We start from the raw sequence: 25,867 nt of genomic DNA on the forward strand, positions 1-25,867 counted from the left end.
GGACCCCCGGCACGCCGCTCGCGTGCCGGGGGTTCGTCGCACTTCCGCCTAGACGGCGACAGGCACCCGGTCCCCCTCCTGCTCCGCCGCACGAAGCCGCTCGGCGCGGCGGCGTTCCCGCTCCTGCGCGCCGATCAGGTCGTCCGGCAGCGAGTCCTCGACCTCGGTGTCGAAGCGGCGCAGCAGCCGGATGGCGAACCCGCCCAGGGTCACCAGGACCAGCGCCGCCCCGCAGACCACGTAGGTGAAGGCGATGCCCCGGCCCTCGCCGGTGCCGATCACCGCGCCCACCGAGCCGGCGAGCGCGCCGTCCGGGGCGAGCATCGGCCCGAACCAGGCGGTCGCGGTGGGGGCCACCAGCGCGAAGCCGATCGGCAGGGTCGACCAGGAGATGGTCTGGTTCAGGCTGAACACCCGGCCGTGGTACCGCTGCGGCACCTTCACCTGGACGATGGTGGCGTAGATGCTCTGCGCGGTGGTCATCGACATGGCCAGCCAGAACGCCCCCACCGCGATCATCACCACCGAGGCGTCCAGCCCGATGAGCACGCAGCCGACGGCGGTGCCGAGGTTACCGACCAGCACGCCGATCATCCGGCGACGCCGGGGACCTCCCCACAGCGACATCAGCACGCCACCGGCGATCCCGCCGAGCGCCTCCGCGAGGGCCACCTGGGCGACCTCGGTGGCGGTGGCGAACGACAGCACCAGCGGGGTGATCAGCACCAGCGCCGGGGCCAGGAAGATGTTGCCCAGCGCGAAGTAGCCGAGCATCAGCCGGAAGCCCCGGTGGTTCCACGAGTAGCGCAGGCCGTTGGCGATGGAGGTCAGCAGCCGCTCCCGGGGACGCCAGCCGAGCAGGTCCGGGAAGCGGACCACGGCCAGCGTCGCCACCGCCACCACGTAGCTGGCCACGTCGATCAGCAGGATGCCCTTCAGCTCGATCGCGGCGAGCAGGCCGGCGGCGAAGACCGGCATCATCAGCAGCGCGAAGCCGTTGGAGAGCTGCACGACGCCCATCGCGTGTCCCAGGTAGCGCTTCGGCACCAGCTGCGGCACCGACGACTGGTACGCGATCCGCTGGAACGCCGCCGCCACCTGGCTCAACGCCACCAGCAGGTAGATGTGCCAGAGGACGAGGTTGCCGCTCCAGAGCAGGGCGGCCAGGACCACCTGCACCGTCCCCGCCGAGGAGCTGGCGATCATCATGATCCGGCGACGGTTGATCCGGTCGGTGATCGCGCCGGCCACCGGCAGCACCAGCACCCCGCAGAGCAGGGCGAGGGCCCAGAGCAGCCCGAGGTTGGCCACCGACCCGGTCTCGGTGAACAGCCAGATCGGCAGGGCGAACGCGGTCAGCGCGCTGCCGGTGGTGGAGACGACCTGTCCGACGGTGACCGCCAGGAACCGGGCCATGCTCGGCCGGACGGCGTCCTTCTCCGGCCGGTCGTCCATCCCGACCCGCTGCCAGTCGCGCAGGGTCCAGGCGGCGTCCTCACCCCGGGCGGCGGGCTCCAGGGCCGAGGTGTCCCCGGCGGCCATCGCCCGGTGCGTGGTGGTGACCACCTCGGCCAGCTCGTCGGCCCGGTACTTGAGGAAGAAGTGCCCGGCCTGGTCCAGCACGACCAGACCGAGGGTGTCGCTGAGGAACTGCCACTCGGCGTACCGCTCGGTGTAGTAGTCGGTCACCGGGTCCTCGGAGCCGACCACCGACACGATCGGCACGCGCAGCTTCGCCGCCCGCCGGTCGAGCAGCCCGGTGAAGTACTCCTCCGAGGCCCGCGAGTCGGCCCGCATGTTGCTCAGGATCCGGTCGGCCTGCTCCGGCTCCAGCTCGTCGGTGTCCACGCCCATCGACTTGAGCCAGCTCGCGTAGTGCCGGTTGCTGCGCAGCTGCTCCAGCCGGTTGCGCAGCCGGGCGAGGGGGCCCTTCGGGCGGGCGAACGGGAACATCGCGCCGATGTAGAGGGCCGCCAGTTCCCGGCCGGCTGCCTCGACCTTGCGGGCCACGTCGGCGACGATGGCGCTGCCCACGCCGCAGTGGCCGTACAGGGCGATCGGTCCCTCGATCCGTTCCAGGATCTCCTCGGCGACCCGGGTGGTCAGCTCGTCGAAGGGCAGCGCCGCCTCGTCCAGTCCGACGTCGTGTCCGGGGATCGCCAGGGACCAGAGCGCGTGCCCGGCCGGCAGGGCGTCGGCGAGCGGCTGGTAGACGATGGCGCTGCCGCCGCCGTACGGGACGCAGACGTAGGTGAGGGTGCGCTGGGCGGCCGGGATCGGCTTGGTCAGCTCGTAGAGCAGCCGACGGGGGCCGTCGGTGTCCGTACCGCCGGTCATGAAGGCGGCCAGGTCGCGGATGGTGCGCTGCTGGAACAAATCCATCACGCCGACCGGGCGGGTGTCCCGGTCCGCCTTGCGGATCTTCGCGACCACCTGGGTGGCGAGCATGGAGTGGCCGCCCAGGTCGAAGAAGTCGTCGTCGATGCCGAGCGTCGGGACGCCGAGCACCTCCGACCAGATGCCGGCGAGCAGCCGTTCGGTGTCGTCGCGCGGCTCGACCAGGGCCACCGACGCCTCCCGGGCGACCACCGGCGCGGGCAGCGCCTTCCGGTCCAGCTTGCCGTTCGGGCTCAGCGGCAGGGCGTCCAGGGTGACAAAGGCGTTCGGCACCATGTACTCGGGCAGGCGCTCCTTGAGCGCCGCCTTGAGCGCCACCGGTTCGGCCGTGCCGACCAGGTAGCCGACCAGCCGCTTGTCGCCCGGGGTGTCCTCCCGGACGACCACCGCCGCCTCGGTCACCCCCGGCTGGTCGCGCAGCGCGCTCTCGATCTCGCCCAGTTCGATCCGCAGGCCGCGCAGCTTGACCTGGTGGTCGATCCGACCGAGGAACTCGATTACGCCGCTGCCGTCCGGCTGGACCCGCCAGCGGGCCAGGTCGCCGGTGCGGTAGAGCCGGGCGCCGGGCTCGCCGGAGAACGGGTCCGGCACGAACCGCTCGGCGGTCAACGCCGGCCGGCGGTGGTAGCCCCGGGCCAGGCCGACGCCGCCGATGTGTAGTTCACCGGCCACCCCGACCGGGCACTCGTGCCCGGCCGGGTCGAGCACGTGCAGCCGCAGGTTGGCGATCGGGGCGCCGATCGGCACGCTGGCCAGCCCGGCCAGCGCGGCCGGCTCGCAGGGCCAGGCGCTGACGTCGATGGCCGCCTCGGTGGGGCCGTACAGGTTGTGCAGGCCGCACCAGGGCAGCCGGGTGGTGAACTCGACCGCCGCCGCCAGCGGCAGTTCCTCGCCGGAGCAGATCACCCGGCGCAGCGCGGTGGCCGCCTCGACGCCGTCCTCGGCGAGGAAGACGGTGAGCATCGACGGGACGAAGTGCGCGGTGGTGATCCGCTCGGCGACCAGCAGGTCGCGCAGGTATCCGGCGTCCTTGTGCCCGCCCGGCTTGGCGAGCACCAGCCGCGCGCCGGTCTGCAACGGCCAGAAGAACTCCCACACCGACACGTCGAAGCTGGCCGGGGTCTTCTGGAGCACCGCGTCGTCGCCGCCGAGGCGGTACGTCTCCTGCATCCAGTCGAGCCGGTTGACGATGCCCCGGTGAGTGTTCGGCACTCCCTTGGGACGGCCGGTGGAGCCGGAGGTGTAGATGACGTACGCGAGGCTGCCCGGGCCGGCGGTGGGCGTCGGATCGTCGGTGGACTGGTCGGCCCAGACGCTCGGGTCGTCGAGGACGAGGACGGTGGCGGCGGTGGCCGGCAGGACGTCGCGCAGGTGCTCCTGGACCAGCACCACCGGGGCGTCCGCGTCGGTGACCATGAAGGCCAGCCGGTCGGCCGGGTACTCCGGGTCGAGGGGGAGGTACGCCCCGCCGGCCTTGAGCACGCCGAGCAGCCCGGCGACCAGCTCGAAGGAACGTTCCGCGCAGACCCCGACCAGGGTCTCCGGGCCGACACCGGCGGCGCGCAGCCGGTGGGCGATCCGGTTGGCCGCCGCGTTCAGCTCCGCGTACGACCAGGTGCGCCCCTCGAAGGTCACCGCCGGGGCGGTCGGGGTGCGGGCGACCTGTTCCTCGACCAGCCCGTGCAGGGTGGCCGTGGCGGGGAAGTCGGCGGCGGTGCCGTTCCAGCCGGCGACCAGTGCCCGCTCGGCGGTGGTGGTCAGTTCCAGCGCGGAGATCCGCCGGTCGGGCGCGGCCACGACCGACCGGAGCAGGGTGGTGAACCGGACGGCCATCCGCTCCACGGTGGCCCGGGTGAACAGGTCGGTGTTGAAGACCAGCTTCCCCCAGAGCCCGGACTCGACCTCCACCACGTGCAGCTCGAAGTCGAAGCGGGTGGCGCGCAGCTCCATCGGCTGCCACTCGAAGCTGACCTCGCTCGCCTCCGAGGTGGACCGGAACCGGCCCATCTCGTAGTTCTGGAGCACGAACATCGACTGGAACACCGGGGAGCGGCTGACGTCCCGGGGCAGGCCCATCTCCTGCACCACCCGGGCGAACGGCACCTCGGCGTGCTCGAAGCCGTCGAGCACGCCACGTCGGGTGCGGTCCAGCAACTCGGCGAAGGTGGGGTCGCCGGCCAGCTCGGCGCGGAGCGGCAGCATGTTGATGAACATGCCGACCACGTCCTCCAGCTCCGGGGCGGAGCGGCCGGCCACCGACGCGCCGACGGCGAAGTCGTCCTGGCCGGCGTGCCGGGCCAGGAAGACCTGGTACGCCGCGAGCAGCGTCATGAACAGGGTGCCGCCCGCGTCCCGGGTCAGCGCGTTCAGCGCGTCGGTGACCTCCCGGTCGACGGTGAACTCCACGAAGTCGCCGCGGTAGGTCTGGGTGGCCGGGCGGGGCAGGTCCAGCGGCAGCTCCAGCGGGGTGATCCCGGCGAGCTGCTGCTTCCAGTAGTCCAGGTGCCCGCGCGCCCGTGGGCCGTCGAGCTGCCCGGCCTCCCAGACCGCGAAGTCGCCGTACTGGACGGGCAGGGTGGGCAGCTCACCACCCCGGTAGAGGGTGATCAGGTCGCGCAGCAGCACGTCGACCGACCAGCCGTCGCCGACGATGTGGTGCTTGCCGAGGAAGAGCACGTGGTCGTCGTCGGCCAGCCGGATCAGCGTGGCCCGCAGCAGGGGCCCGGACGCCAGGTCGAACGGCTCGGTGGCGGCCCGGTCGACCAGCACCTGCGCGGTGGCCTCGTCCGGGGCGTCCACGACGGTCAACGGCACCTCGACGTGCTCGGCGACCACCACCGTCGGGCGGCCGTCGGCGTCGGCCGGGAAGCGGGTGCGCAGCGACTCGTGCCGGTCGGTCAGCGCGTCCAGCGCGGCGCGCAGGGCCGCCACGTCGAGCGGACCGCGCACCCGCAGCGGCACGGCGATGTGGTACGCCGCCTCGCCCGGGGCGAGCTGGTCCATGAACCAGACCCGCTCCTGGGCGTACGACAGCGGCACCGTCGCCTCCGGCGGCCGGGGGGTGATCCCGGCCGCCGGGGCGGCACGACGCTTGCGGAGCCGGGACGCGATGAGCGCCGCCCGGGCGGCGTCCCGTGTCGCGGCGTCCTTCAGGTCTGTCATGTGCGGCTTCCCTCTTCCGCCGCGAGCAGCGCGGCGACCTCGTCTGCGGAGAGCTCGTCGACCTCGGCGGCGATCAGCGCCTCGATCTGGGTGGCCAGGTCGGCGACCACCGGGGTGCTGAACAGGGCACGCATCGGCAGGTCCACGTCGACCTCGGCGCGGATCCGGGACATCGCCCGCATGCCGCGCAGCGAGTTGCCGCCCAGGGCGAAGAAGTCGTCGTACGCGCCGACCCGCTCCACCCCGAGGATGTCGGCGAAGACCTCGGCGACCAGCGCCTCCGCGTCGGTGCGCGGGGCCACGTGGGTTCCCCCGGCGGCCGGTGCCGCCGGGGCGGGCAACGCGGCGGTGTCCAGCTTGCCGTTCGGGGTCAGCGGCAGCGCGTCGAGGCGGACGAACGTCGCCGGCACCAGGTGCGCGGGGAGCTGCCGGGCCGCCCCGGCCGCCACGTCCGCCTCGGCGGCGGTGCCGACCAGGTACGCGACCAGGGCCGGCTCACCCGAGTCGGTACGCACGGCTACCACCGCCTCCCGGACACCCGGCAGGGCGAGCAGGGTCGACTCGATCTCGCCCAGCTCGATCCGCATGCCCCGCACCTTGACCTGCTGGTCGCGGCGGCCGAGGTACTCCAGGGTCCCGTCGGCACGCCAGCGGGCCAGGTCACCGGTGTGGTACATCCGCTCCCCCGGCGCCCCGTACGGGCAGGGCAGGAAGCGCTCGGCGGTCAGGCCCGGCCGGCGCAGGTAGCCCCGGGCGAGCTGGACCCCGGCGACGTACAGCTCCCCGACCACGCCGGGCGGCACCGGGTTCAGCGCCGCGTCGAGCAGGTAGGCGCGCATGTTCCAGGTGGGCCGGCCGATCGGCACGGGCCCGGCCGGCACCGCCTCGCCGGGGGCGATCCGGGCCGCCACGCACCCCACGGTGGCCTCGGTCGGGCCGTACTCGTTGACCACGGCGACGCCGGGGTGGTCGGCCCGCCAGGCGGCGAGCTGTTCGCCGGTGAGCGCCTCCCCACCGATCACCAGGTCACCGGTGGGCGACAGGGCGGCGTCGAGCAGCGGCAGGTGGCTCGGGGTGACCTTGAGGAAGGTCGGCGGTCCACCGGCGCGGGCGGCGGCCTCGTCGATGCCGGCCAGCCGGACCGTGCCGCCCGCGGTGAGCGGGCCGAGCAGGCCGGTGACCGTCAGGTCGAAGGAGACCGGCGAGTGCAGCAACGCGGTGCCGGCCAGCCCCGGGTAGGTGTCCCGGGCCCAGGCCAGGTACGCGTGCGCCGCCCGGTGCTCGACCACCACGCCCTTGGGGCGGCCGGTGGAGCCGGAGGTGTAGAGCACGTACGCCGGGTGGGCGGGCCGCAGCGACGCGGTCCGCTCGGCGTCGGTGAGGTCGGCTGCGGTGAGGTCGGCGGCGTCCCCGTCGCCGGTCAGCGTTCCGTCGAGGACCAGCGCGCCGGCCGGGACGAGCGCGGCGGTGTCGGCCGTGGCGAGCACCAGCGCCGGGGCGGCGTCGGTCAGCAGGTACTCGATCCGCCCGGCCGGGTACGCGGTGTCCACCGGCAGGTACGCCGCGCCGGACTTGAGCACGGCGAGGATCGCCACCAGCAGTTCCGCCGAGCGGGGCAGCGCCAGGGCGACCAGGTCACCCGGGCCGACGCCCCGGCCCACCAGGACCCGGGCCAGCCGGTTGGCGCGGGCGTTCAGGTCGGCGTAGGTCAGCGACGTTCCGTCGGCGACCAGGGCGGTGGCGTCCGGGGTGGCGGCGGCCTGCCGTTCGACCTCGGCGACCAGGGTGGACTCCGGAACGTCCCGGGCGGTGTCGTTCCAGGTGCGCAGCACGCGCTCCCGCTCGGCGTCGTCGATCAGCGGCAGGGCGGAGATCCGGGTGGCCGGCTCGGCCACGGCGGCGTCGAGCAGCCGGACGTAGCGGGCCACCACCGCCTCGGCGGTGGACCGGTCGAACAGCGCGGTGCGGTAGAGCAGCCGACTGGTCGTGGTGGTGATGTCGAAGGCCAGGTCGTCCTTGGTGGTGCCGAGGGCGACCGGGTCCAGCCCGGAGTCCGGGATGAAGTTGAACGCGGTCTGGAAGATCGGTTGCACCGACGGGTCCCGCTGCGGGGCGAGGGCCTCGACGATCCGCTGGAACGGCGTCGCGCCGTGCTCCATCGCGTCGACCAGCGCGTCCCGGGTCCGGGCGACCAGGTCGGTGAAGGTCGGGTCGCCGGTCAGGTCGCAGCGCAGCGCGGCCGGGTTGACGAACATGCCGATCAGCGCGGCCAGTTCGGGGTTGTCCCGGCCGGCGGTGGAGACCCCGACGACCAGGTCGTCGTCGCCGGAGATCCGGTGCAGCAGCGCGGTGAACGCGGCGAGCAGCACCATGTACGGGGTGGCGGTGGAGCCGACGGCGAGCCGTCCGACCCGGTCCAGCAGCCCGTCGGGCAGGGTGAAGTGCACCTCGTCCCCGGCGTAGCCCAGCTCGGCCGGGCGGGGCCGGTCCAGCGGCAGGGTGGTCACCGCCGGGGCGCCGGCCAGCCGCTCCCGCCAGAAGGCGAGCTGCCGGTCCAGTTCCGCGCCGGTGAGCTGCTCGCGCTGCCAGACCGCGAAGTCGGCGTACTGGATGGTCAGCTCGGGCAGGTCCACGGTGGTGCCACCGAGCGCGGCCCGGGCCAGGGCGGCCAGTTCCTCGGTGAGGATCACCGCGGAGCGGCTGTCGAAGACCGCGTGGTGCACCGCGCCCTGGAGGACCACCCGCCGGTCGTCCATCCGGACCAGCCGGGCCCGCCACAGCGGGGCGGTGTCGAGCGGGATCGGGGTCCGGGCCAGCTCGGCGAGGAGGTCGTCGAAACGGGGACGCCGCTGCTCCGGCGGCAGGTCCCGCAGGTCGACCACGTCCAGGACGACCTGCTCGGCGGCGCGGACCACCTGGGTCAGCGTCCCGTCGTCGACCCGCAGGTGGGTGCGGAGCGCCTCGTGCCGGGCCACCACCGCGCCGAACACCGCGCTGGCCTGCTCGGCGGTGAGCCCCTCAGGGAACGTCCACAGCAGGGAGACGTTGTAGACCGGGGAGCCGACGTCGAGCTGGTTGGCGATCCACACCCGTTCCTGGGCGTACGACGCCGGAAAGCTCCACTCCTTCGCCGTCACGACAACGCCTCACGCACCGAACGGGGACGCATGTCCGTCCAGACCGTGTCGATGTGGGCGAGGCACTCCTCCCGGGTGCCGGCGAAGCCGGCGTCGTGCCAGCCGGCGGGGAGCTCCCGGTCGGCCGCCCAGATCGAGTACTGCTCCTCGTCGTTGCGCACGACCAGGAATCGGGGGTCGGACATCACTTCTCTCCAGGGGTGTGCGGTTCGGCCATGGCGACTGCGATCTTGCGGGGGCCGGTGAACGGCTCACGGCCGTGCGCGGCGGTCATGTTGTCCACCACCAGCACGTCGTCACGCTGGTAGTCGAAACGGACGCTCGCGGCACGATACGCGTCGCGCAGGTGGTCCATGACATCGGTGGGGATCTCCGCCCCGTCGCCGTAGTAGGTGTTCGCGGGGAGCCCCTCGGGGCCGAAGAGTTCCCGCAGCCCCTCCTGGAGGTCCTTGGCGAGGGTGCTGACGTGGAAGAAGGTGGCGTGGTTGAACCAGCGGGGCGCGTCCGAACCGGGCCGGTGGTGCACCGCGTCCCGCACCGACCGGGTCCGCAGCCCGTCGGCGCCGATCCACTCCAGCTCGATCCGGTTCGCCGCCGCGTACGCCTCCACCTCGGCCCGGTCGTCGGTGTCGAAGACGTGCTGCCAGGAGGTGCCGAAGTCGGCGTGGAAGTTGCGGACCAGCATCCAGCGTCGCCGGACGAACTCCTCCCGCACCGCCGGGTCGATGTTCTCGTAGACCCGGCGCACGTCGGCCAGAGGCGTCGCGCCGAGGGTCTCCGGCGGGGTGATGCAGTAGAAGAACAACGTCAGCGGCCAGCGGGCCTGGTACGAGTTCTCGTTGTGCAGGAAGATCTCCTCGTCCTGCGGGTAGTCGGTGGAGGTGTAGACCCGCCCGGCGATGGCGTGCCGGGGCGAGGAGCGTTCGGTGTAGGTCAGCGGTTCGCCGGCCAGCGCCCGGACCACCCGGTCGAACCCGTCCACCCCGCCGACGTCGAAGCCGCGGAACAGCAGTCCGCCGTGCTCGACCAGGGTCGCCCGCAGTTCCGCCCGGCGTCGGTCGATCAGGTCGGTGAGCGGGGTGCCGTCGTTCTCGACGACCACCGGCAACGTGGCGATCGTGTCGCTCATGAGCTCTGGTCTCCTTTCCGCGTCGTCAGGCGCGGGGCAGTCGGGGGATGGCCGGGATGGTCGGCGCGGCGGGTTCCTCGGTGGGGGCCGCCGCGCGCTGCTCCTCGATCCGGGCCGCCAGGCCCGCCACGGTGGGCGTCTCGAAGAGGCTGCGCATCGGCAGGCGGACCCCGGTGGCCTTGCGCATCGCCGCGATGAGCTGCACCGCGACCAGCGAGTTGCCGCCGAGGGCGAAGAAGTCGTCGTCCACGCCGACGGAGTCCACGCCGAGGTTGTCCCGCCAGACGGCGGCGATGACCGCCTCCAGCTCGGTGCGGGGCGGGGTGGACGTGCCGGCGACGGTGGTGGACGTCGAGGTGGTCGGCTCCGCCTCGTCGGCGAGGCTGCCGGTGGTCATCCGGGCGGCCCGCCGCCGGATGTCGGCGACCGTGCGCGTGGCGATGACCACCTGAGCGCCGAGACCGGCGGCGAGGCTGCGGCGGAACGCCTCGGCCCCGTCGACCGGGCGGATGTCCTCGGTCGCGCCGGCGGCCGGCCCGGTGGCCGTCGGCACCGGCGTGGCGAGCCCGCCGGTGACCGCGTCCTGGTCCACCCGGCGCAGCACGAAGTCGCTGATGGACACGATCTCCCGCCCGTCCGGGTCGACGAGGGAGAGGTCGGCGGCGACCACCTCGTCGGTGTCGCCGTCGCGGTAGCGCAGGTGGCTCGCGAAGATCGCCGGCAGCGGGCCGCGCACCACGATCCGCCCGTACGACAGCGGCAGGTAGGTGCCGGAGCCACGCCCTCGACCGAAGGCGGTCGCCACGTCCAGCAGCGCCGGGTGCAGCCCCCAGGCGGACAGGTCGTCCCGGGCCGCCGCCGGGGCCTCGATCCGGGCCAGCTCCTCGCCGGCGCCGAGGTGGTGCTCGCGCAGCGAGCCCCAGCGGGGTCCGAAGGTGAGCATGCTGGTGCGGCCCCGGCCGAAGGACGAGTCGTCGTCGATCCGCCGGCAGGCAGCCGTCACCGTGGCCAGGTCCCGGGCCGGCGGCGCGGGCTCGGTGGTCCACCCGGCCGAGCCCCGCACGTGGGTGCGCAACTCACCGGCGGCGAGGCTGCGGACCGCGAAGTCCACCCCCTCGTCGGTGCCGGTCAGCTCGACCCGGTACTGCGCGACCGTGCCGTCGGGCACCGGGAACGGCTCCAGGAAGACCACGTCCCGCAGCTCCACCAGGGCGTCGTCGCCGGGAGCGGGCAGCGCGGCGACCACGGCGGCGCGGACCGACTCCAGGTGGGCGGTGCCGGGCACCACCGGCACCCCGCCGATGCGGTGCTCGTCGAGCAGCCAGTGGGTGCCGGCGGAGACCAGACCGTGCAGCACGGTCTCCGTCGCCCCGGTGACCCGGGTGGTGAGCACCGGGTGGTCGACCGGGCTGGTGACCGTCTCGCGGGCCACCGCCCGGAACCCGGCCGGGGCGTTCGTCTCGACGGCCATGCCGACCTCGGCCCAGCCGCCCCAGTTCTGCGACAGCACCGGCGCGCGCCAGCCCAGCCCGGAGCGGGCGTACGCGTCCAGGGCGTTGTTGGCCGCGCAGTAGTCGACCTGGCCGAAGCCGCCGACCACCGCGGTGATCGACGAGCAGAGCACCACGAAGTCCAGCGGCAGGTCACCGAAGACCTGGGCCAGGGCGAGCGTGCCGGCGACCTTCGGGGCGAGCACCCGCTCCGCTTCGGCGCGTTCCTTGACCTCGGCCATGCCCCCGCCGGGCAGGCCGGCGGCGTGCACGATGCCGTCGATCCCGCCGTACGCCTCCTCAGCGGCGGCGCGGACCCGACGCAGGTCGGCCGGGTCGGTGACGTCGGCGGCGAGGACGAGCACCTGCGCGCCGGCCGCCTCCATCCGGCGGATCGCGGCGATGGCCCGGCCGGCCCGGTCGTCGCCGTGCACGGCGAGGTGGTCGTCCCACGCCTCGCGCGGCGGCAGGCCGGAGCGGGCCAGCAGCACCAGCTTCGCGCGGGCGCGGCGAGCCAGGTCCTCGGCCAGGGTGATGCCGATGCCGCCCAGGCCACCGGTGATGACGTACCGGCCGCCGTCGCGGAGCGCCGTGCCGGCCCCGTCGCCCGGTGCTCCGGTGGACGCCGGTTCGGCGTCGAGGGTGACCTGCTCGTAGTCGGTGACCCAGCGCCGGGTGCCGCGCAGCGCCACCTCGGTGACCGCCCCCGTCGGGCGACGCAGCTCGGCGGCGAGCGCGGTGGCGTCGGTGGCCGCCGGGTCCGCGTCGACGAGCCGGACGGTCAGGCCGGGCAGCTCGACCGGGAGGACCCGGGCCAGACCGACCAGGGTGGCGTGCTCGGGGCGGGTCAGGTCGGAGCCGGTCACGTCGCCGATGCCGGCGGTGACCAGGTCGAGGGCGCGGGGATGCTCCTCGGTGGTCGAGCCGGCCCCGGCGAGCGCCTGCACCAGGTGCAGGGCGTCGAAGAAGCCCCGGTCCAGGGCGGCGGCGGTGGCGTCGAGGTCGGTGCCGGTCGGCGCGCCGTCCAGGGTGAACGCGTGGACGAGACGGCCGGGCAGGTCCGCGCCGAGCGCGGCGACCAGCGCGTCGTGGTCGGCGCGGACGCCGGGACGCAGCCGGAACCCGTCGGCGGTCGCGGCGAAGTCGTCCCCGGCGCGCACCACCACCGGGTCGGCCCCGTCGGCGCGCAACGCCGCGAGCAGCGCCTCCCCGCGCGGGCCGTCGACCAGCACCAGGCACCGGCCGAGCGGGATACGGCGCGGTTCCGGCGCGGCCTGCCGCCACACCGGCACGGCGAACCACTCCGGCAGTGGCCGGGGGCCGGTCGGTTCCGCCTCGGCGGCCGGTGCCACCGGGTCGGGGTCGATCCAGTACCGCTTCCGCTCGAACGGGTACGTCGGCAGCGGCACCCGCCGGGCGGCCGGGTCCGGGTCGAGGCGCACCCCGATGCCGGTGCACCAGAGCGCGCCGGCGGTGGCGAGGAAGGTGGCCAGGTCGCCGGTGTCCTCGGTCGGTCCGGGCAGGCTGCCCAGCGGGGTGAGCACCCGCTGCTCCGGCGACGCCTTGGCGACCTGCATGCGGGCCAGGTTCGCCAGCTGCTTCCCCGGGCCACACTCCACCAGCGACCAGACGCCCTCGGCGAGCAGGGTGGCCACGCACGCGCCGAAGCGGACCGGCTGGCGCAGGTGCGCCGCCCAGTAGGCCGGGTCGGTGGCCTGCGCGTCGGTGATCCAGGTGCCGGTGACGTTGGACAGGAACGGCACGGTCGGCTTCCGCAGCGCCACGGTGGCCATCAGAGCGGCGAACTCGGCGAGGATGGGCTCGGTCATCGGCGAGTGGAAGGCGTGCGAGGTGCGCAGCGGCTTGCACTTGCCCCGGCGGGTCTCGGCGTACGCGGCGACCGCGTCGACCGGCCCGGCGACCACGCAGGTGCCCGGACCGTTGACGGTGGCGATCGCCAGCCCGTCGGGGAGGGAGTCGGCGACCACCGACTCGTCCAGGCTGACCGCGAGCATCGCGCCGGCGGGCAGCGACTGCATCAGCCGGCCCCGGGCGGCGACCACGCGCAGCGCGTCGGGGAGCGTGAGCACCCCGGCCACGGTCGCGGCGACGTACTCGCCGATGGAGTGACCGATCATCGCCGCCGGCCGGACCCCGGCGCGCTGCCAGAGCGCCGCCAGGGCGTACTCGACGACGAACAGGGCCGGCTGGGTGTAGCGGGTCTCGGTGAGCTTCTCCGCCGCGTCGGGGACCCGGCCGAGGATCAGGTCGCGCAGGTCCAGGCCCAGTTCGGGGCGGAGCAGCTCGGCGCACTCGTCCACGGTGGCGGCGAAGGCCGGCTCCTCGGCGTAGAGCTGGGCCCCCATGCCCGCGTACTGGGCGCCCTGCCCGGAGAAGAGGAACGTCACCCGGGGCGTCGCGCCGTCGGCCACGCCGCCCTGCCGGCGGCGCGGGGTGCGCAGGGCGGTCACCGCGTCGGGCAGGTCGCTGGCGACCACGGTGGCCCGGTGCGGGTAATCCTGCCGGCCGACCCGCAGGGTGTGCGCGACGTCGGCGAGCAGTTCCGGACCGCCGTCGGTGGTCTGCGCCAGGTGGTCGGCGAGCCGGGCGAGGGCGGTGTCCAGCGCGGTCGGGGTCTTCGCCGACACGTGCAGCAGGTGGGCCGGACGCGTCCGCCGGTCGACCCGGTGCGCCGACGGGGCCTCCTGGAGCACCACGTGCGCGTTGGTGCCGCCGATGCCGAAGGAGCTGACCCCGGCCCGGCGCGGGCCGGCATCGTCGTCCCACTTGGTGAGCGTGTTGGTCACGTAGAACGGCGTGTCGGCGAAGTCGATCGCCGGGTTCGGGGTCTCGTAGTTGATGGTCGGCGGGATCAGCCCGTGTTCCATGGCCAGCACCGTCTTGATCACGCTGACGATGCCGGAGGGCTGGCTCAGGTGGCCGATGTTGGACTTGACCGAGCCGATGCCGCACCAGCCGCGCTCGTCGGTGTCCCGGCCGTACACGGCGGAGAGGGCGGCGACCTCGATCGGGTCACCCATCGCGGTCCCGGTGCCGTGCGCCTCGACGTAGGTGATGGTGCGCGGGTCGACGCCGGCCAGCGCGACGGCCTGGGCGACGGCCTCCATCTGCCCGTCCACGCTGGGCGCGGTGAAGCCGACCTTGCCGGCCCCGTCGTTGTTGATCGCGTTGCCGAGGACCACCGCGCGGATGGTGTCGCCGTCGGCGACCGCGTCGGAGAGACGCTTGAGGACGGTGACCCCGACACCGCTGCCCCACACCGTCCCGTTGGCCTCTGCGTCGAACGGCCGGCACCGCCCGTCCGGCGAGGTGAAGCCCTCCATGCCCATGAAGCCGACGCCGTGCGGCAGCTCCACGTTGACCCCGCCGGCCAGGGCGGTGTCGCACTCGCCGTTGCGCAGCGACTCGCAGGCCAGGTGGAACGCGACCAGCGAGGTGGAGCAGGCGGTGTGCACGGTCAGGCTCGGCCCCCGCAGGTCCAGCCGGTACGACACGTTCGTCGCCACGTAGTTCGGCGAGTTGCCGGTGGCCACCGAGACCGCCGAGTGCACCGCCCCGCCGACCCGCTTGTTCTGGGACACGTGCCGTTGCAGGTAGAGGTTGCCGCCGGTGCCGGCGTACACGCCGATCGTGCCGTCGTAGCGGGCCGGGTCGTAACCGGCGTCCTGCAACGCGGTGTAGCAGGACTCCAGGAAGATCCGGTGCTGCGGGTCGGTGATCTCGGTCTCCCGGGCGGTCATCCCGAACAGTCCGGCGTCGAACTCGTCGAACGCCTCCAGCACCGGGGCCTTGTGCACCCAGCTCGGGTCGTCGACCTCCTCGACGGTCGCGCCCCGGGCGAGCTGCTCCTCGCGGGTGAAGGTCGTCACCGACTCCACCCCGTCGACCAGGTTGCGCCAGAACTCGTGCACGTCCGCCGCGCCGGGCAGGCGGGCGGCCAGGCCGACGATCGCGATCGGCTCGACGCCGTCGTCCTCGCCGGGAAGGGCGGATGTAAGCGGGTTGTCCATGGGTTCCTTCATTCCGCGGCGCCGCCGGGGCGGCGGGGTGGGATTCGACGGGTACGACTGCGTCGGGCGGCCGCGCGGAGCGCGGCCCGGGCCAGCTCGGGCCGGTCCACGGCGCCGTCGAGGTGGGCGGCGAGCGCCCGGATGGTGGGGTGCCGGAAGAGGTCGAGCAGCGCCAGGGAGCGTCCGGTGGCGGCGGTCAGCCGGGCGTGCACGGCGGCCAGGGCGAGCGAGTGCCCACCGATGTCGAAGAAGTTGTCGGTCACCCCGACCCGGTCGCGTTCCAGCACCTCCCGCCAGACCCCGGCGATCAGCTCCTCGGTGTCGGTCAGCGCGTCCGGCCCGGCGGGCAGCAGCCCGCGCGACGGCTCACCGGCGGCCACGGTCATCGCGCCGAGCCGGGCCACCCGGACGGTCGGCCGGGGCAGGTCGACGGCGACCGTGTCGACCGGTTCGTGCCCGGCGGCGGCCAGCGCGCCGACCAGGTCGGCCAGGTCGGCCAGGAGCGCGTCGATCCGCCCGGCGTCGAACAGGTCCGGGTTGTACACCACCTCGACGCCGAACCGCCCGTCCCGCTCCACCACGTAGACGGTGACGTCGAACGGGGAGCCGGGCTTGTCCACCCGCACCGGTTCGCCGGTCAGCCCGGCCAGCGTCAGCCGGGGCTCGGCGAAGTTGAGCACGTTGAACAGCACCTGCACCAGCGGGGCGTGGGAGGTGTCCCGGGTGATGCCGAGCGCCTCGACGATCCGGTCCAGCGGCGCGCCGGAGTGGGCGGTGGCCTCGTGCAGCTCGGTCGCGCAGCGGTCGACCAGCTCGGCGAAGTCGGCCCCGCCGCCGGTGCGGACCCGGACCGGCACGGTGTCGATCAGGAAGCCGATCACGTCGTCGAAGGCGGCCAGCCGCCGGTCGGCGACCACCGCGCCGAGGACGTGGTCGTCGCCGCCGGTGAGCCGGCCGAGCAGGACGCCGAAGCCGGCCAGCAGCACCGCCGCGCTGGTGGTGCCCCGGGCCGCGGCGAGCGCCCGGACCGCCCGGTCCGCCTCGGCGGAGAGGGTCACCCCGGCCTCCGCGCCCAGGTAGGTCTGCGCCACCGGGCGGGGCCGGTCGCGGGGCAGCTCCAGCAGGGTCGGCGCGCCGTCCAGGTGCGCGCTCCACCAGGCCACGTCGGCCGCGCCGCGCCGCCGGTCCCGCTCGACCCGCCAGACCGCGTAGTCGGCGTACGAGACGGCCAGCGGCGGCAGGGCGGGCACCGTCCCGGCGACCGCCTGGGCGTACGCGGCGGCGAGGTCGTCGTAGAGCACCGCCTCGGACCAGCCGTCGAAGACCGAGTGGTGCAGGGTGATCGCCACGACGTGCTCCCGCTCGCCGAGGCGGTACACGGTGACCTGCCAGGACGGGCCGGTGGCCAGGTCGAACGAGTGCGCGGCCCCGGCGGCGAGCATGGCGCGCAGCTCCGCCTCGGGGTCGACGGCGCCGGTCAGGTCGACCACCGGCACCGCCACGTCGGTCGGTTCGGCGCAGACCGCGTACGGCACCCCGGCGGTCTGGAGGATCCGCCAGCGCAGCACATCGTGGCGCTCGGCGACCGCCCGCAGCGCCGCCCCGAGCGCGGCGGTGTCCAGCGCACCGTGCAGCCGCTGCGCCAGCGCGATGTTGTACGGGGCGCTGGACGAGGCGAGCTGGTCGACGAACCAGAGCCGGCGCTGCGGCGCGGACAGGGTCGGCGGGTTGCCGGTGGTCAGCCCGTCGGACTCGGCCGGGGCGGCGGCGCGGACCGCGTCGACCAGCCCGGCGAAGGTGCGGGCGGCGACCACGTCCCGGGCGTCGACCTGCCGGTGAAGCTCGGCGCGGAGCGCGGCGACCAGACGCATCGCGGCGACCGAGTTGCCACCGGCGGCGAGGAAGTCGGTGTCCGGGCCGGGGACGGCGCCGAGCAGTCGGGTCCAGAGCCGGGCCGCCGCCGCCTCGACCGGGTCGGCGGAGGAGAGCACCCCGTCGGCGGCCGGGGCGGGACGACCGGCGGCGGCCCGCTCGCGCAGAGCGGCCCGGTCGAGCTTGCCGGTGGTCGGGCTGACCGGCAGCGCGGGCAGCCGCAGCAGCCGGGCCGGCCGCATGGCCGGGGTGAGCCGGTCGGCCGCCCAGTCCCGGATCTCCTCGTCGCCGGGGGCGTCGGCGGGGGTGAGGAAGGCGACCAGCTCGATGCCGGTCGGACCGTCCACGGCCTCCACCGCCGCCCGGTCGACGGCCGGGTGGTCGGCGAGCACCGCCTCGACCTCGCCCAGCTCGACGCGCTGACCCCGGACCTTCACCTGGCGGTCGATCCGCCCCAGGTAGGTCAGCTGGCCGTCCGGGCCCTGCCGGACCAGGTCGCCGGTGCGGTAGAGCCGCTCGCCGGGCAGGCCGGAGAAGGGGTCGGGGACGAAGGCCGCCGCGGTCAGCGCCGGCCGGTCGAGGTAGCCGTCGGCCAGGCCGGGGCCGCCGACGAGCAGTTCCCCGCTCTCCCCCGGCGCGACCGGACGCAGGTCGGCGTCGACCGCGTACACCCGGTGGTTGGGCAGCGGCAGCCCGATCGGCACCGGGTCGGTCTCGTCACCGGTGAGGTCGCCGGCCACCACCGCGACGGTCGCCTCGGTCGGGCCGTACGCGTTGACGAACCGCCGCCCCGGCGACCAGCGGGCGGCCAGCTCGGCCGGGACCGCCTCGGCGCCGCAGAGCACCGTCCGCCAGCCAGGCAGGGCGGCCGGGTCCAGCAGGGCGAGCACGGTCGGGGTGAGCAGTCCCCAGGTCACGTCGTGCGCGGCGGCGAAACGCTGCAACCGGAGCGGGTCGGCCCGGTCGTCGGATCCGGCGAGCTGCACCGCGCCGCCGTGCGCCAGCGGCACGAAGAGGTCGATGACGGCCGCGTCGAAACTGAGCGAGGCGCTGGCCAGGCTCCGGGTGCCGCCGTCGACGCCGGTCCGCGCCGCCCAGCCGGTGACGAACTCGACGAGACCCCGGTGGGTGACCCGGACGCCCTTGGGGCGACCGGTGGACCCGGAGGTGAACAGCACGTACGCGGTGTCGCCGGGACGCGCCGGGCAGGGCGTGAGCGGGGCCGGGCCGGGCAGCCCGAGGGTCGCCACCCCGGCGACGTCCCCGAACTCCGCCCCGGCGGCGTCGCCGATCACGATCCGCACGCCCGCGTCCCGGGCGATCTCCCGCAGCCGAGCGCGCGGGCCACCGGGGTCCAGCGGCACGTACGCCGCGCCGGCCAGCAGCACGCCGAGCACGGTGACCACCAGGTCCGGACGGCGGGTGGCGCACACGCCGACCCGGCTGCCCGGGCCGACGCCCCGTTCCCGCAGCGCGGCGGCCACCCCGGCGGCCCGTTCCACCAGGTCGCGGTAGGTGAGCCGGTCGTCCCACTGGCGGACCGCGGTGGCGTCGGGGGTCCGGGCGGCCTGCTCCCGGACCAGGTCGGCGAGGGTCGCGTCCGGCCAGGGCAGTTCGGGGCCGTGGGCGGCGGCCGGGTGCGGGGTGGGGGTCATCGGGGGGCTCCGGATCCGGTGGGGAGGGCTTCGCCGTCGACGACGTGCAGCCGCAACTCGCTGAAGTAGCGCCGGCCGAGGTGGTCGGGCACCCAGGCCTGCTCGGGGGTGGGCAGCATCTCGGTGAGGGTCACCGACACCGCGTCCCCGCCCTGGCTCCGGGCGGTACGCAGCATCGAGCAGAACGCCGAGGCGTAGAACGGGCTGCTCAGGTCGAGGAAGCAGGGCTTGGTCTCGGTGGCGAGCTTCACGTACACCTGCTCGGGCAGGCCCAGCTCGCGCCGCCACCGCCGGACGGCGAGGAACCGCTCGCGTTCGCCGGTGACGTCGGCCAGGCCGGTCCCGCCCAGCGTGGTCCGCCAGGTCTCCCGGGCCACCACCAGCCGGTCTAGGGTGATGCGGGGCGTGTGCGGAGCGGCGGCGACCAGCTTGAAACCGTCGACGGCGTGCATGGTGAGCGGGCCGGCGAAGATCTCGTCGAGGGTCCACGTCCGCCCGTCGGGGGCGACCGCGACCAGCTCCCCGTCGCGGTCGGCGACGGTCAGGTCCACGGTGGGCAGCACCCGGTCCGGGTCGGCCCCGGCGGCGGGGGCGAAGGCCAACTGCCGGTCGGCGGGGCCGACCAGGCTCTCCGCGACCCGGCTGGTGCGGCGCGGCCACTCGTCCGGCACCAGCAGCCGGACCCGGCGGCCACCCAGGTCCTCGTCGAGGGCGGCGCGCAGCCGCTCCACGTCCGGGTGGGACGGGGTGAACACCTCGCAGTCGAACGACGCCCAGGCGGCGTGCAGCTCGCCGAGGACCACGGTGTACTCGCCCCGGGCCAGCGCCTCGGCGTCCCGCGCGCAGATCTGCAGGTCGGGGCTGTGCAGCCGGGCGTTCGCCCAGGTGGGCGCGGCGGCCGGGAAGACGTCGGCGACCCGGTCGGCGAGCCCGGCCACCCCGACGTCGAGCCGGCGGGTGCCGGCCGGCAGCGCGTCCAGCCCGAACAGCCCGGCCCAGCGGCGGGCGAACTCGGCGGCCACCGCGTCGACCGGGCGGTCCCCGGTGCCCCAGAACAGCCCCTGGGCAAGGAACCACAGGTCGGCCAGGGACACCTCGCCGCCGCGCGCGTCGGCGCGCAGCTCGTCGTAGAGCTGGCGGAACGCGTCGGCGTACGCGCGCCGCAGTGCCTCGACCAGCCACCGCGCCGCCTGGAGCAGCACGGCCATCGGTGCGGCGATCTCCCGCAGCAGCGGGCCGCCGACCACCACGTCGAGGTCCCGGCTGGTGTCCTCGTAGCAGAGGGTGCGGCCGGCGTACATCTGCCCGTCCCGGCGGCGGGGCGGCTGCCCGGTCAGCTCGGTGAAGAGGGCGTCCAACCCGGCCAGCGCGTCCCGGAGCCGGTCCGGGTCGCCGGCCGCGGCGGCCACCGCCTCCCGGGCGGCGCGCAGCCGGTCCAGGCCGGCCCGGGCCCGGGTGCGCGCCGGCTCGTCGCCGATCGCGTCGATCCGCGCGCCGAGCACCCGTTCGGCGGCCGGGCTGACCGGCAGCAACGCGTCCCACGTGATCAGTTCCCGGTCGACGAAGCGCTCCAGCAGGGCGTAGCCGTCGTCGGGGCGGCGCAGACCGAGGTCGGGGTCGGCGACCACGTGCGCGGCGGGGCGGCGGCCGTCACAGGCGGCCAGCAGCGCCGCCTCCACGGTGGAGAGTTCCAGCGGCGGGCGGCCCGGCCGGCGTACCGTCCGGCCGTCCAGGCCGAGGTGGGCGGCGAGCATCGGCGGCCACCAGCGCCGCACGGCCGGATCCCGGCCGAGCGCGTCGGCGTACGCGGCCACCGCCCAGGACTCGAAGGCCACCCAGCGGCGGCGGGTCAGCCGCTCACCCGGCCGCGCGGTCAGCGGCGTCGCGGCGTCCGGGTCGACGGTCACCCAGCAGCTCGGTCCGAAGAACCCGACCGTCTCGTTCTTGCCGCAGTAGCGCTGCCAGTAGCGCAGCAACGCCTTCTCCCGGTCCCGGCGACGGACGTTGCGGGGGGCGTCGGGCCCGGCGGCGACCAGCCCGTCGAGGGCGGTGAGGACGTTCGGGTTCTGCCAGGTGACCGCCTCGCGCACCAGCGGGTCGGCGGCGATCCGCCGCAGCGTGTCGCCACCGTCGCGCAGCGCCTCGGCGAAGGCGGTGTCGAACGGGTCGGCGGGACCGCCGTCGAGCAGGTCGTCGGCGGCGGCAGCGGCCTTCGGGGCGGCGAGCGCGGTCAGTCCGTCGGCCGGGAAACCGGTGGTCCGCAGCAGCGAGTCCCGCCAGACCGACCAGTGCGTGTCGCCCAGCGGCACCCGGTGCGCACCCGGCCCGGACGCGCCGACCGCGCCCGCCGGTGTCACCGCGGCGCGCGCGGGCGGCGGGGAGGCGCTCGCGGGCAGCGGGGTAACGGGCGCGGGCGGCGGGGAGGCCGCCGCGTCCCGCAGGTCGGCCCGGATCACGGCCAGCACGTCGGCGAGCCGGTCGTGCAGGAAGAAGTGCCCGCCGTCGATGTCGTGCAGGACGAAGCCGGCGGCGGTGTGCCGCTCCCAGGCGGCGCTCTGCTCCTGGGTCACCGCCAGGTCGGTCCGGCCGCTGAAGGCCACGATCGGCACCGGCAGCGGCTCCTCCGGGGTGTACCGGTAGGTGTCCACCCGGCTGAAGTCGGCCCGCAGCAGGGGGAGCAGCAGCTCGACCAGCTCCGGGTGTTCGAGGATCTCCTCGGGCAGACCGCCGCCGGCGCGGAGCCGGGCCAGCAGTTCCTCGTCGTCGACCCGGGAGAGCCCGTCGAAGTGGCTGGTGTCGGTGACGTGCGGGGCGCGGGCACCCCCGACGTAGAGCCGGACCGGCAGCGTCCGGCCGGTGCGGCGCAGCTCCCGCACCACGTCGAAGCCGAGCCGGCCGCCCATCGAGTGGCCGTAGATGGCGTACGGCCGGTCGGCCCGTGCGGCGATGGCCTCGGCGACCTCCGCGACGGCGAAGTCCGGGTCCTCGGCGATCCGCGCCTCCCGGCCGGGCAGCTGCACCGGTTGGACCTCGACGTCCGAGCCGATGGCGTCCCGCCAGTGGCGGAACGCGCTGGCCCCGGCCCCGGCGTAGGGCAGGCAGAACAGTTGCACCGACGCGTGGGGACGACGTCCGGTGGAGGCGAACCAGGTCACCGCTGGCCTTTCTGAGGAGGGTCGATCCAGTACCGGTGCCGCTGGAACGGGTAGGTGGGCAGGCCGGTCCGTCGGCCGCCGCCGTCGGGGTGCAGCGCCGCCCAGTCGGCGTCCCCACCGGCCAGCCACCCGGCGGTCCGCTCCCGCAGGTCCGCCGGAACCCCGGCCACCCGCTCCCCGGTGGCGAGCAGGTCGTCCAGCGCGGCCACCGCGCCGGCCGGGTCGGTCGCCGCGACCAGCGCCCGGCAGCCGAACGCCCGCCGCCCGGTGGCCAGGGTCCAGGCCACGTCCGCCAGCGGCGTGGCGCTGCCGGCCAGGTGGGTCCGCAGCCGGGTGAGCGCCGCGCGCAGCGCCTCGGGGGTACGCGCCGACACCGGCAGCAGGTACGTCCCGCCGGACGATTCGGCCGGCTCGTCCGGGGGTGGCTGTTCCACCACGACGTGCGCGTTGGTGCCGCCGAGGCCGAACGAGCTGACCCCGGCCACCCGGCGCGGGGCCTGCGGCCAGTCGCGGGCCTTGGTCGGCACGTAGAACGGGCTGTCGGCCAGGTCGATCTCCGGGTGCGGGCGGGTGAAGTGCAGGTTCGGCGGGATGACCCCGTGCTGCACGGCGAGCACCGCCTTGATCAGCGAGGCGATGCCGGCCCCGGCGTCCAGGTGGCCGATGTTGGTCTTGACCGAGCCGAGCGCGCAGGTCTCGGCGGGTGCGGCGCCGGCGTAGACCTCGTGCAGCGCGGCCACCTCGATGGCGTCGCCCAGCGGGGTGCCGCTGCCGTGCGCCTCGACGAGACGGACCTCCCCGGGGTCGACCTCGGCGGCGGCGAGGGCGCCGGCCACGGCGGCGGCCTGCCCGGCCGGTCCGGGCACGGCGAACCCGGCCCGTTCCGCCCCGTCGTTGGTGACCGCCCAGCCGGGCAGGATCGCGTAGATCCGGTCCCCGTCGGCCTGGGCGTCGGCGAGCCGGCGCAGCACGACCACCCCGGCGCCGGAGCCGAACCCGGAGCCGGCGGCGGCCTCGTCGAACGCCCGGCACCGGCCGTCCGGGGAGGCCAGCCCACCGGAGCGGTGACGCGGCCAGGTGACGTTGACCCCGCCGGCCAGGGCGATGTCGCACTGGTAGTCGGCGAGGCTCTGCGCGGCGAGGCAGACCGCCACCAGCGAGCTGGAGCAGGCGCTCTGGGTGGCCACCGCCGGCCCGGTCAGCCCCAGGCGGTACGCGACCTGCCCGGGAAGGTGGTCGGTGAGCTGCCGGCCGAGCAGCCGGGCCTCCCAGTCGTCCGGGTCGACGTCGCCGACCACGGCCGGGTTGTCCATGAGGTGGAAGAGGAAGTAGCGGTTCGCGGAGGTGGCCGCGTACACGCCGACCAGACCGGGGAACCGTTCCGGGTCGCACCCGGCGTCCTCCAGGGCCTCCCAGGCGGTCTCCAGGAAGATCCGGTGCTGCGGGTCGGTACGGGCCGCCTCGTCGGGGCCGAAGGAGAAGAAGTCGGCGTCGAACTCGTCCACCCCGGCCAGTCGCCCGGTGGCCCGCACGTGCCGGGGGTCGGCGCGCAGCCGGGGGCCGATGCCGAGCGCGGCCAGCTCGTCGTCGGTGTGGTCGTGGACGGCGTCCACCCCGGCGCAGATGTTCCACCAGAACGTGGCGACGTCGGGCGCGCCGGGGAACCGGCCGGCCAGACCGACCACGGCGATCTCGTCGCCGGTGTGTTCCCGGACGCCGGCCGGCGGCGCGGACGGGGTGGGCAGGGCGGCGGCCCGGACCGGGGAGGGGGCGTCCAGCAGCCGGGCCTGCGCGGCCACCGTGGGGTGCGCGAAGAGCCGGGGCATGGGCAGTCGCACGCCGAAGCGTTCGGCCAGCCGTTCCTGCACCAGTCCGAGCAGGAGGGACTGCCCGCCCAGGTCGAAGAAGCTGGCGGTGCGGCCGACCGCCGTCCGGCCGAGCACCGCGCACCAGATGTCGTGCACCGCGCGCTCGGTCGGGGTGGCCGGCTCCTCCCCCGCCGGCACGGCGACCGGCGGGTCGGGCAGCGCGCGTTCGTCGACCTTGCCGGTCACGGTGAGCGGGAACGCGTCGACCACGACGACCGCCCGGGGCAGCGCGTACTCCGGCAGCCGCCGGGCCAGCGCCGCGCGCAGGGCCGCCGGGTCCACCGGCCCACCGGCCGGGGTGACGTACGCGAGCAGTTCGCCGTCGCGGGCGACGGCGCGGACGGCGGCGACGCCCGGGACGTCGGCGAGGTGCGCCTCGACCTCGGTCAGCTCGACCCGGTGCCCGCGCACCTTGACCTGCCGGTCCAGCCGGCCGAGGCAGACCAGCTCCCCGCCGGGCAGCCGCTCGCCCAGGTCACCGGTGCGGTACGTGGGCACCCCGTCCGGGTCGACGCCGAACCGGTCGCTGTCGAGGTTGAGGTAGCCGGGCGCCAGGTGTGCGCTGCGGACCTCGATCTCGCCGTCGGCGGTGAGGTCGACGGCGTACCCGGGCAGGGCGTGGCCAACCGGCAGCGGTCCGGTGCGGGTGTCGTCGGCCTCGGCCAGCGGGACCGCATACCGGGCGGCGAAGGTCATCTCGGTGGCGCCGTAGCCGTTGACCAGCACGCAGTCGGCCCCGAACCGGTCCCGGCCCCGGGCCGCGTCGGTCCAGGTGGCCTGCTCGCCGCCGAGCAGCACCACGCGGACGTGGTCGAGCCGGCGGTCACCGAGGGTGTCCAGGAGGAAGCGGTAGACGGTGGGGGTGGAGTGGTAGACGGTCACCCGGTGCCGGAGCAGCTCGTCGACGGCGTGGGCGAGCCCGTGCCGGCGCAGCTCCACCGGGACGACCGCCGCGCCGGTGAGCAGCGCCGGCCAGAGGTCCGGGATGGCGGCGTCGAAGCTGAACGAGGCGAGCAGGCTGAGCCGGTCGTCGGGGCCGAGGGCCAGGGTGGTGATCTGGTTGTCCACCACGTGCCGCAGGTTGCGGTGGGTCTGCCCGACGGCCTTGGGCACCCCGGTCGAACCGGAGGTGAACAGCACGTACGCCACCGCGTCCGGGTCGACCGGGACCGGTGCCAGCGGCGCGGCGGCGGGAGCGTCGGCGACCAGCACCCGGGTCCCGGGGCGGGCCTGGCTCAACCGGCGCGCGAGTGCTTCCCCAGCGGTGCCCGTGAGGATGGTCCCGACGTTCGCGGCGGCGAGCACGTGCCGCAGCCGGTCCTCGGGGAAACCCGGGTCCAGCGGCACGTACGCGCAGCCGGCGGCGAGTGCGCCGAGCATGGCGGCGATGGTGGGCACGCCGTGCGCGGTGAGCAGGGCGACCCGTGCGCCGGCGGGGACCGTGGCGGCGGTGAGCACCTCGGCGTACCCGCCGGCCAGCCCCTGGAGCGCGGCGTACGGCACCGTCCGGTCGCCGAGCACGGCCGGTCGGTCGGGGTGCCGCGCCGCGACGTCGACGAAACGGTGGACGATCGTGGACTGCGGCATGTCAGTGCGCGACGACCGTCCGTAGGCCCACCCGCACACAGCGTCCGACGCCTGCACTCATCGATCCCCCCAGGATTTCCACAGTAGAGAGCAGCATAGGCCGGGCCGACCAGGCGGGAAGATCATCGATCGAGAGTCGGACCGAAGGTCCGACCCCAGGTCGGACGTCGGACACGAGGAACCGTCCGATCAGCCCTCCAGGCCGGAACCTGTGTGGTCCGGAGGGTCACCGGACGGTCGTCCTCCGGGTGGGCGGCGACGGATCGGGAAAACTTCCACCCGACGGACCGGATACCCGCCCGTTCCGGCGGCACGACCGCTTCCGCGGGGGGACGCGTCGGCGGCGGATGCCCGGCCCATCATACGGTCCGTTGTGGAACGACG

Annotated in this window: 8 protein-coding genes; all 8 read right to left on the reverse strand. The window is 75.2% G+C overall.

All coding sequences use genetic code 11. The features are described from left to right. Window positions 1-48: 48 nt before the first annotated feature. The 8 genes from GA0070618_RS30920 to GA0070618_RS30955 are packed head-to-tail and all read right to left on the reverse strand — an operon-like array spanning window position 49 to window position 25,483. Window positions 49-5,559: a non-ribosomal peptide synthetase/MFS transporter gene (locus tag GA0070618_RS30920; protein ID WP_088984792.1), complete on the reverse strand. Its 5,511-nt coding sequence runs from the start codon at window positions 5,557-5,559 to the stop codon at window positions 49-51. Next, window positions 5,556-8,696, reverse strand: coding sequence for a non-ribosomal peptide synthetase (locus tag GA0070618_RS30925; protein WP_088984793.1), 3,141 nt, complete (start codon window positions 8,694-8,696; stop codon window positions 5,556-5,558). Before GA0070618_RS30925 ends, GA0070618_RS30920 begins: the two co-directional genes overlap by 4 nt. Further along, the gene (locus GA0070618_RS30930) at window positions 8,693-8,881 is read right to left on the reverse strand and encodes an MbtH family protein (protein WP_088984794.1); all 189 of its coding nucleotides are present in this window, start codon (window positions 8,879-8,881) and stop codon (window positions 8,693-8,695) included. The genes GA0070618_RS30925 and GA0070618_RS30930 overlap by 4 nt, the downstream gene beginning before the upstream one ends. Then, on the reverse strand, window positions 8,881-9,825 hold the full coding sequence (locus GA0070618_RS30935; RefSeq protein ID WP_088984795.1) for a TauD/TfdA family dioxygenase: 945 nt from the start codon (window positions 9,823-9,825) through the stop codon (window positions 8,881-8,883). The genes GA0070618_RS30930 and GA0070618_RS30935 overlap by 1 nt, the downstream gene beginning before the upstream one ends. A gap of 25 nt (window positions 9,826-9,850) precedes the next feature. Next, window positions 9,851-15,346 carry a type I polyketide synthase gene (locus tag GA0070618_RS30940; RefSeq protein WP_088985967.1) on the reverse strand — a complete coding sequence of 1,832 codons (5,496 nt, stop codon included), beginning with the start codon at window positions 15,344-15,346 and terminating at the stop codon, window positions 9,851-9,853. 8 nt (window positions 15,347-15,354) lie between these two features. Continuing rightward, window positions 15,355-18,873, reverse strand: a complete 3,519-nt coding sequence (locus tag GA0070618_RS30945) for a non-ribosomal peptide synthetase (RefSeq protein ID WP_088984796.1) — start codon at window positions 18,871-18,873, stop codon at window positions 15,355-15,357. Then, entirely contained in the window at window positions 18,870-22,028 is a 3,159-nt protein-coding gene (locus GA0070618_RS30950; protein ID WP_088984797.1) for a thioesterase domain-containing protein, read from the reverse strand. The genes GA0070618_RS30945 and GA0070618_RS30950 overlap by 4 nt, the downstream gene beginning before the upstream one ends. Next, complete coding sequence (locus GA0070618_RS30955; RefSeq protein ID WP_088984798.1) at window positions 22,025-25,483, reverse strand: beta-ketoacyl synthase N-terminal-like domain-containing protein; 3,459 nt, start codon at window positions 25,481-25,483, stop codon at window positions 22,025-22,027. Before GA0070618_RS30955 ends, GA0070618_RS30950 begins: the two co-directional genes overlap by 4 nt. Window positions 25,484-25,867 lie beyond the last annotated feature (384 nt).

It is taken from the genome of Micromonospora echinospora, assembly GCF_900091495.1.
Taxonomy (GTDB): Bacteria; Actinomycetota; Actinomycetes; order Mycobacteriales; family Micromonosporaceae; genus Micromonospora; species Micromonospora echinospora.

Bases quoted from the DNA above. Each gene is read 5' to 3' on its own strand.
- GA0070618_RS30930 (WP_088984794.1), bottom strand. From the start codon at position 8,881: ATGTCCGACCCCCGATTCCTGGTCGTGCGCAACGACGAGGAGCAGTAC.
- GA0070618_RS30920 (WP_088984792.1), bottom strand. From the start codon at position 5,559: ATGACAGACCTGAAGGACGCCGCGACACGGGACGCCGCCCGGGCGGCG.
- GA0070618_RS30940 (WP_088985967.1), bottom strand. From the start codon at position 15,346: ATGGACAACCCGCTTACATCCGCCCTTCCCGGCGAGGACGACGGCGTC.
- GA0070618_RS30955 (WP_088984798.1), bottom strand. From the start codon at position 25,483: ATGCCGCAGTCCACGATCGTCCACCGTTTCGTCGACGTCGCGGCGCGG.
- GA0070618_RS30945 (WP_088984796.1), bottom strand. From the start codon at position 18,873: ATGACCCCCACCCCGCACCCGGCCGCCGCCCACGGCCCCGAACTGCCC.
- GA0070618_RS30935 (WP_088984795.1), bottom strand. From the start codon at position 9,825: ATGAGCGACACGATCGCCACGTTGCCGGTGGTCGTCGAGAACGACGGC.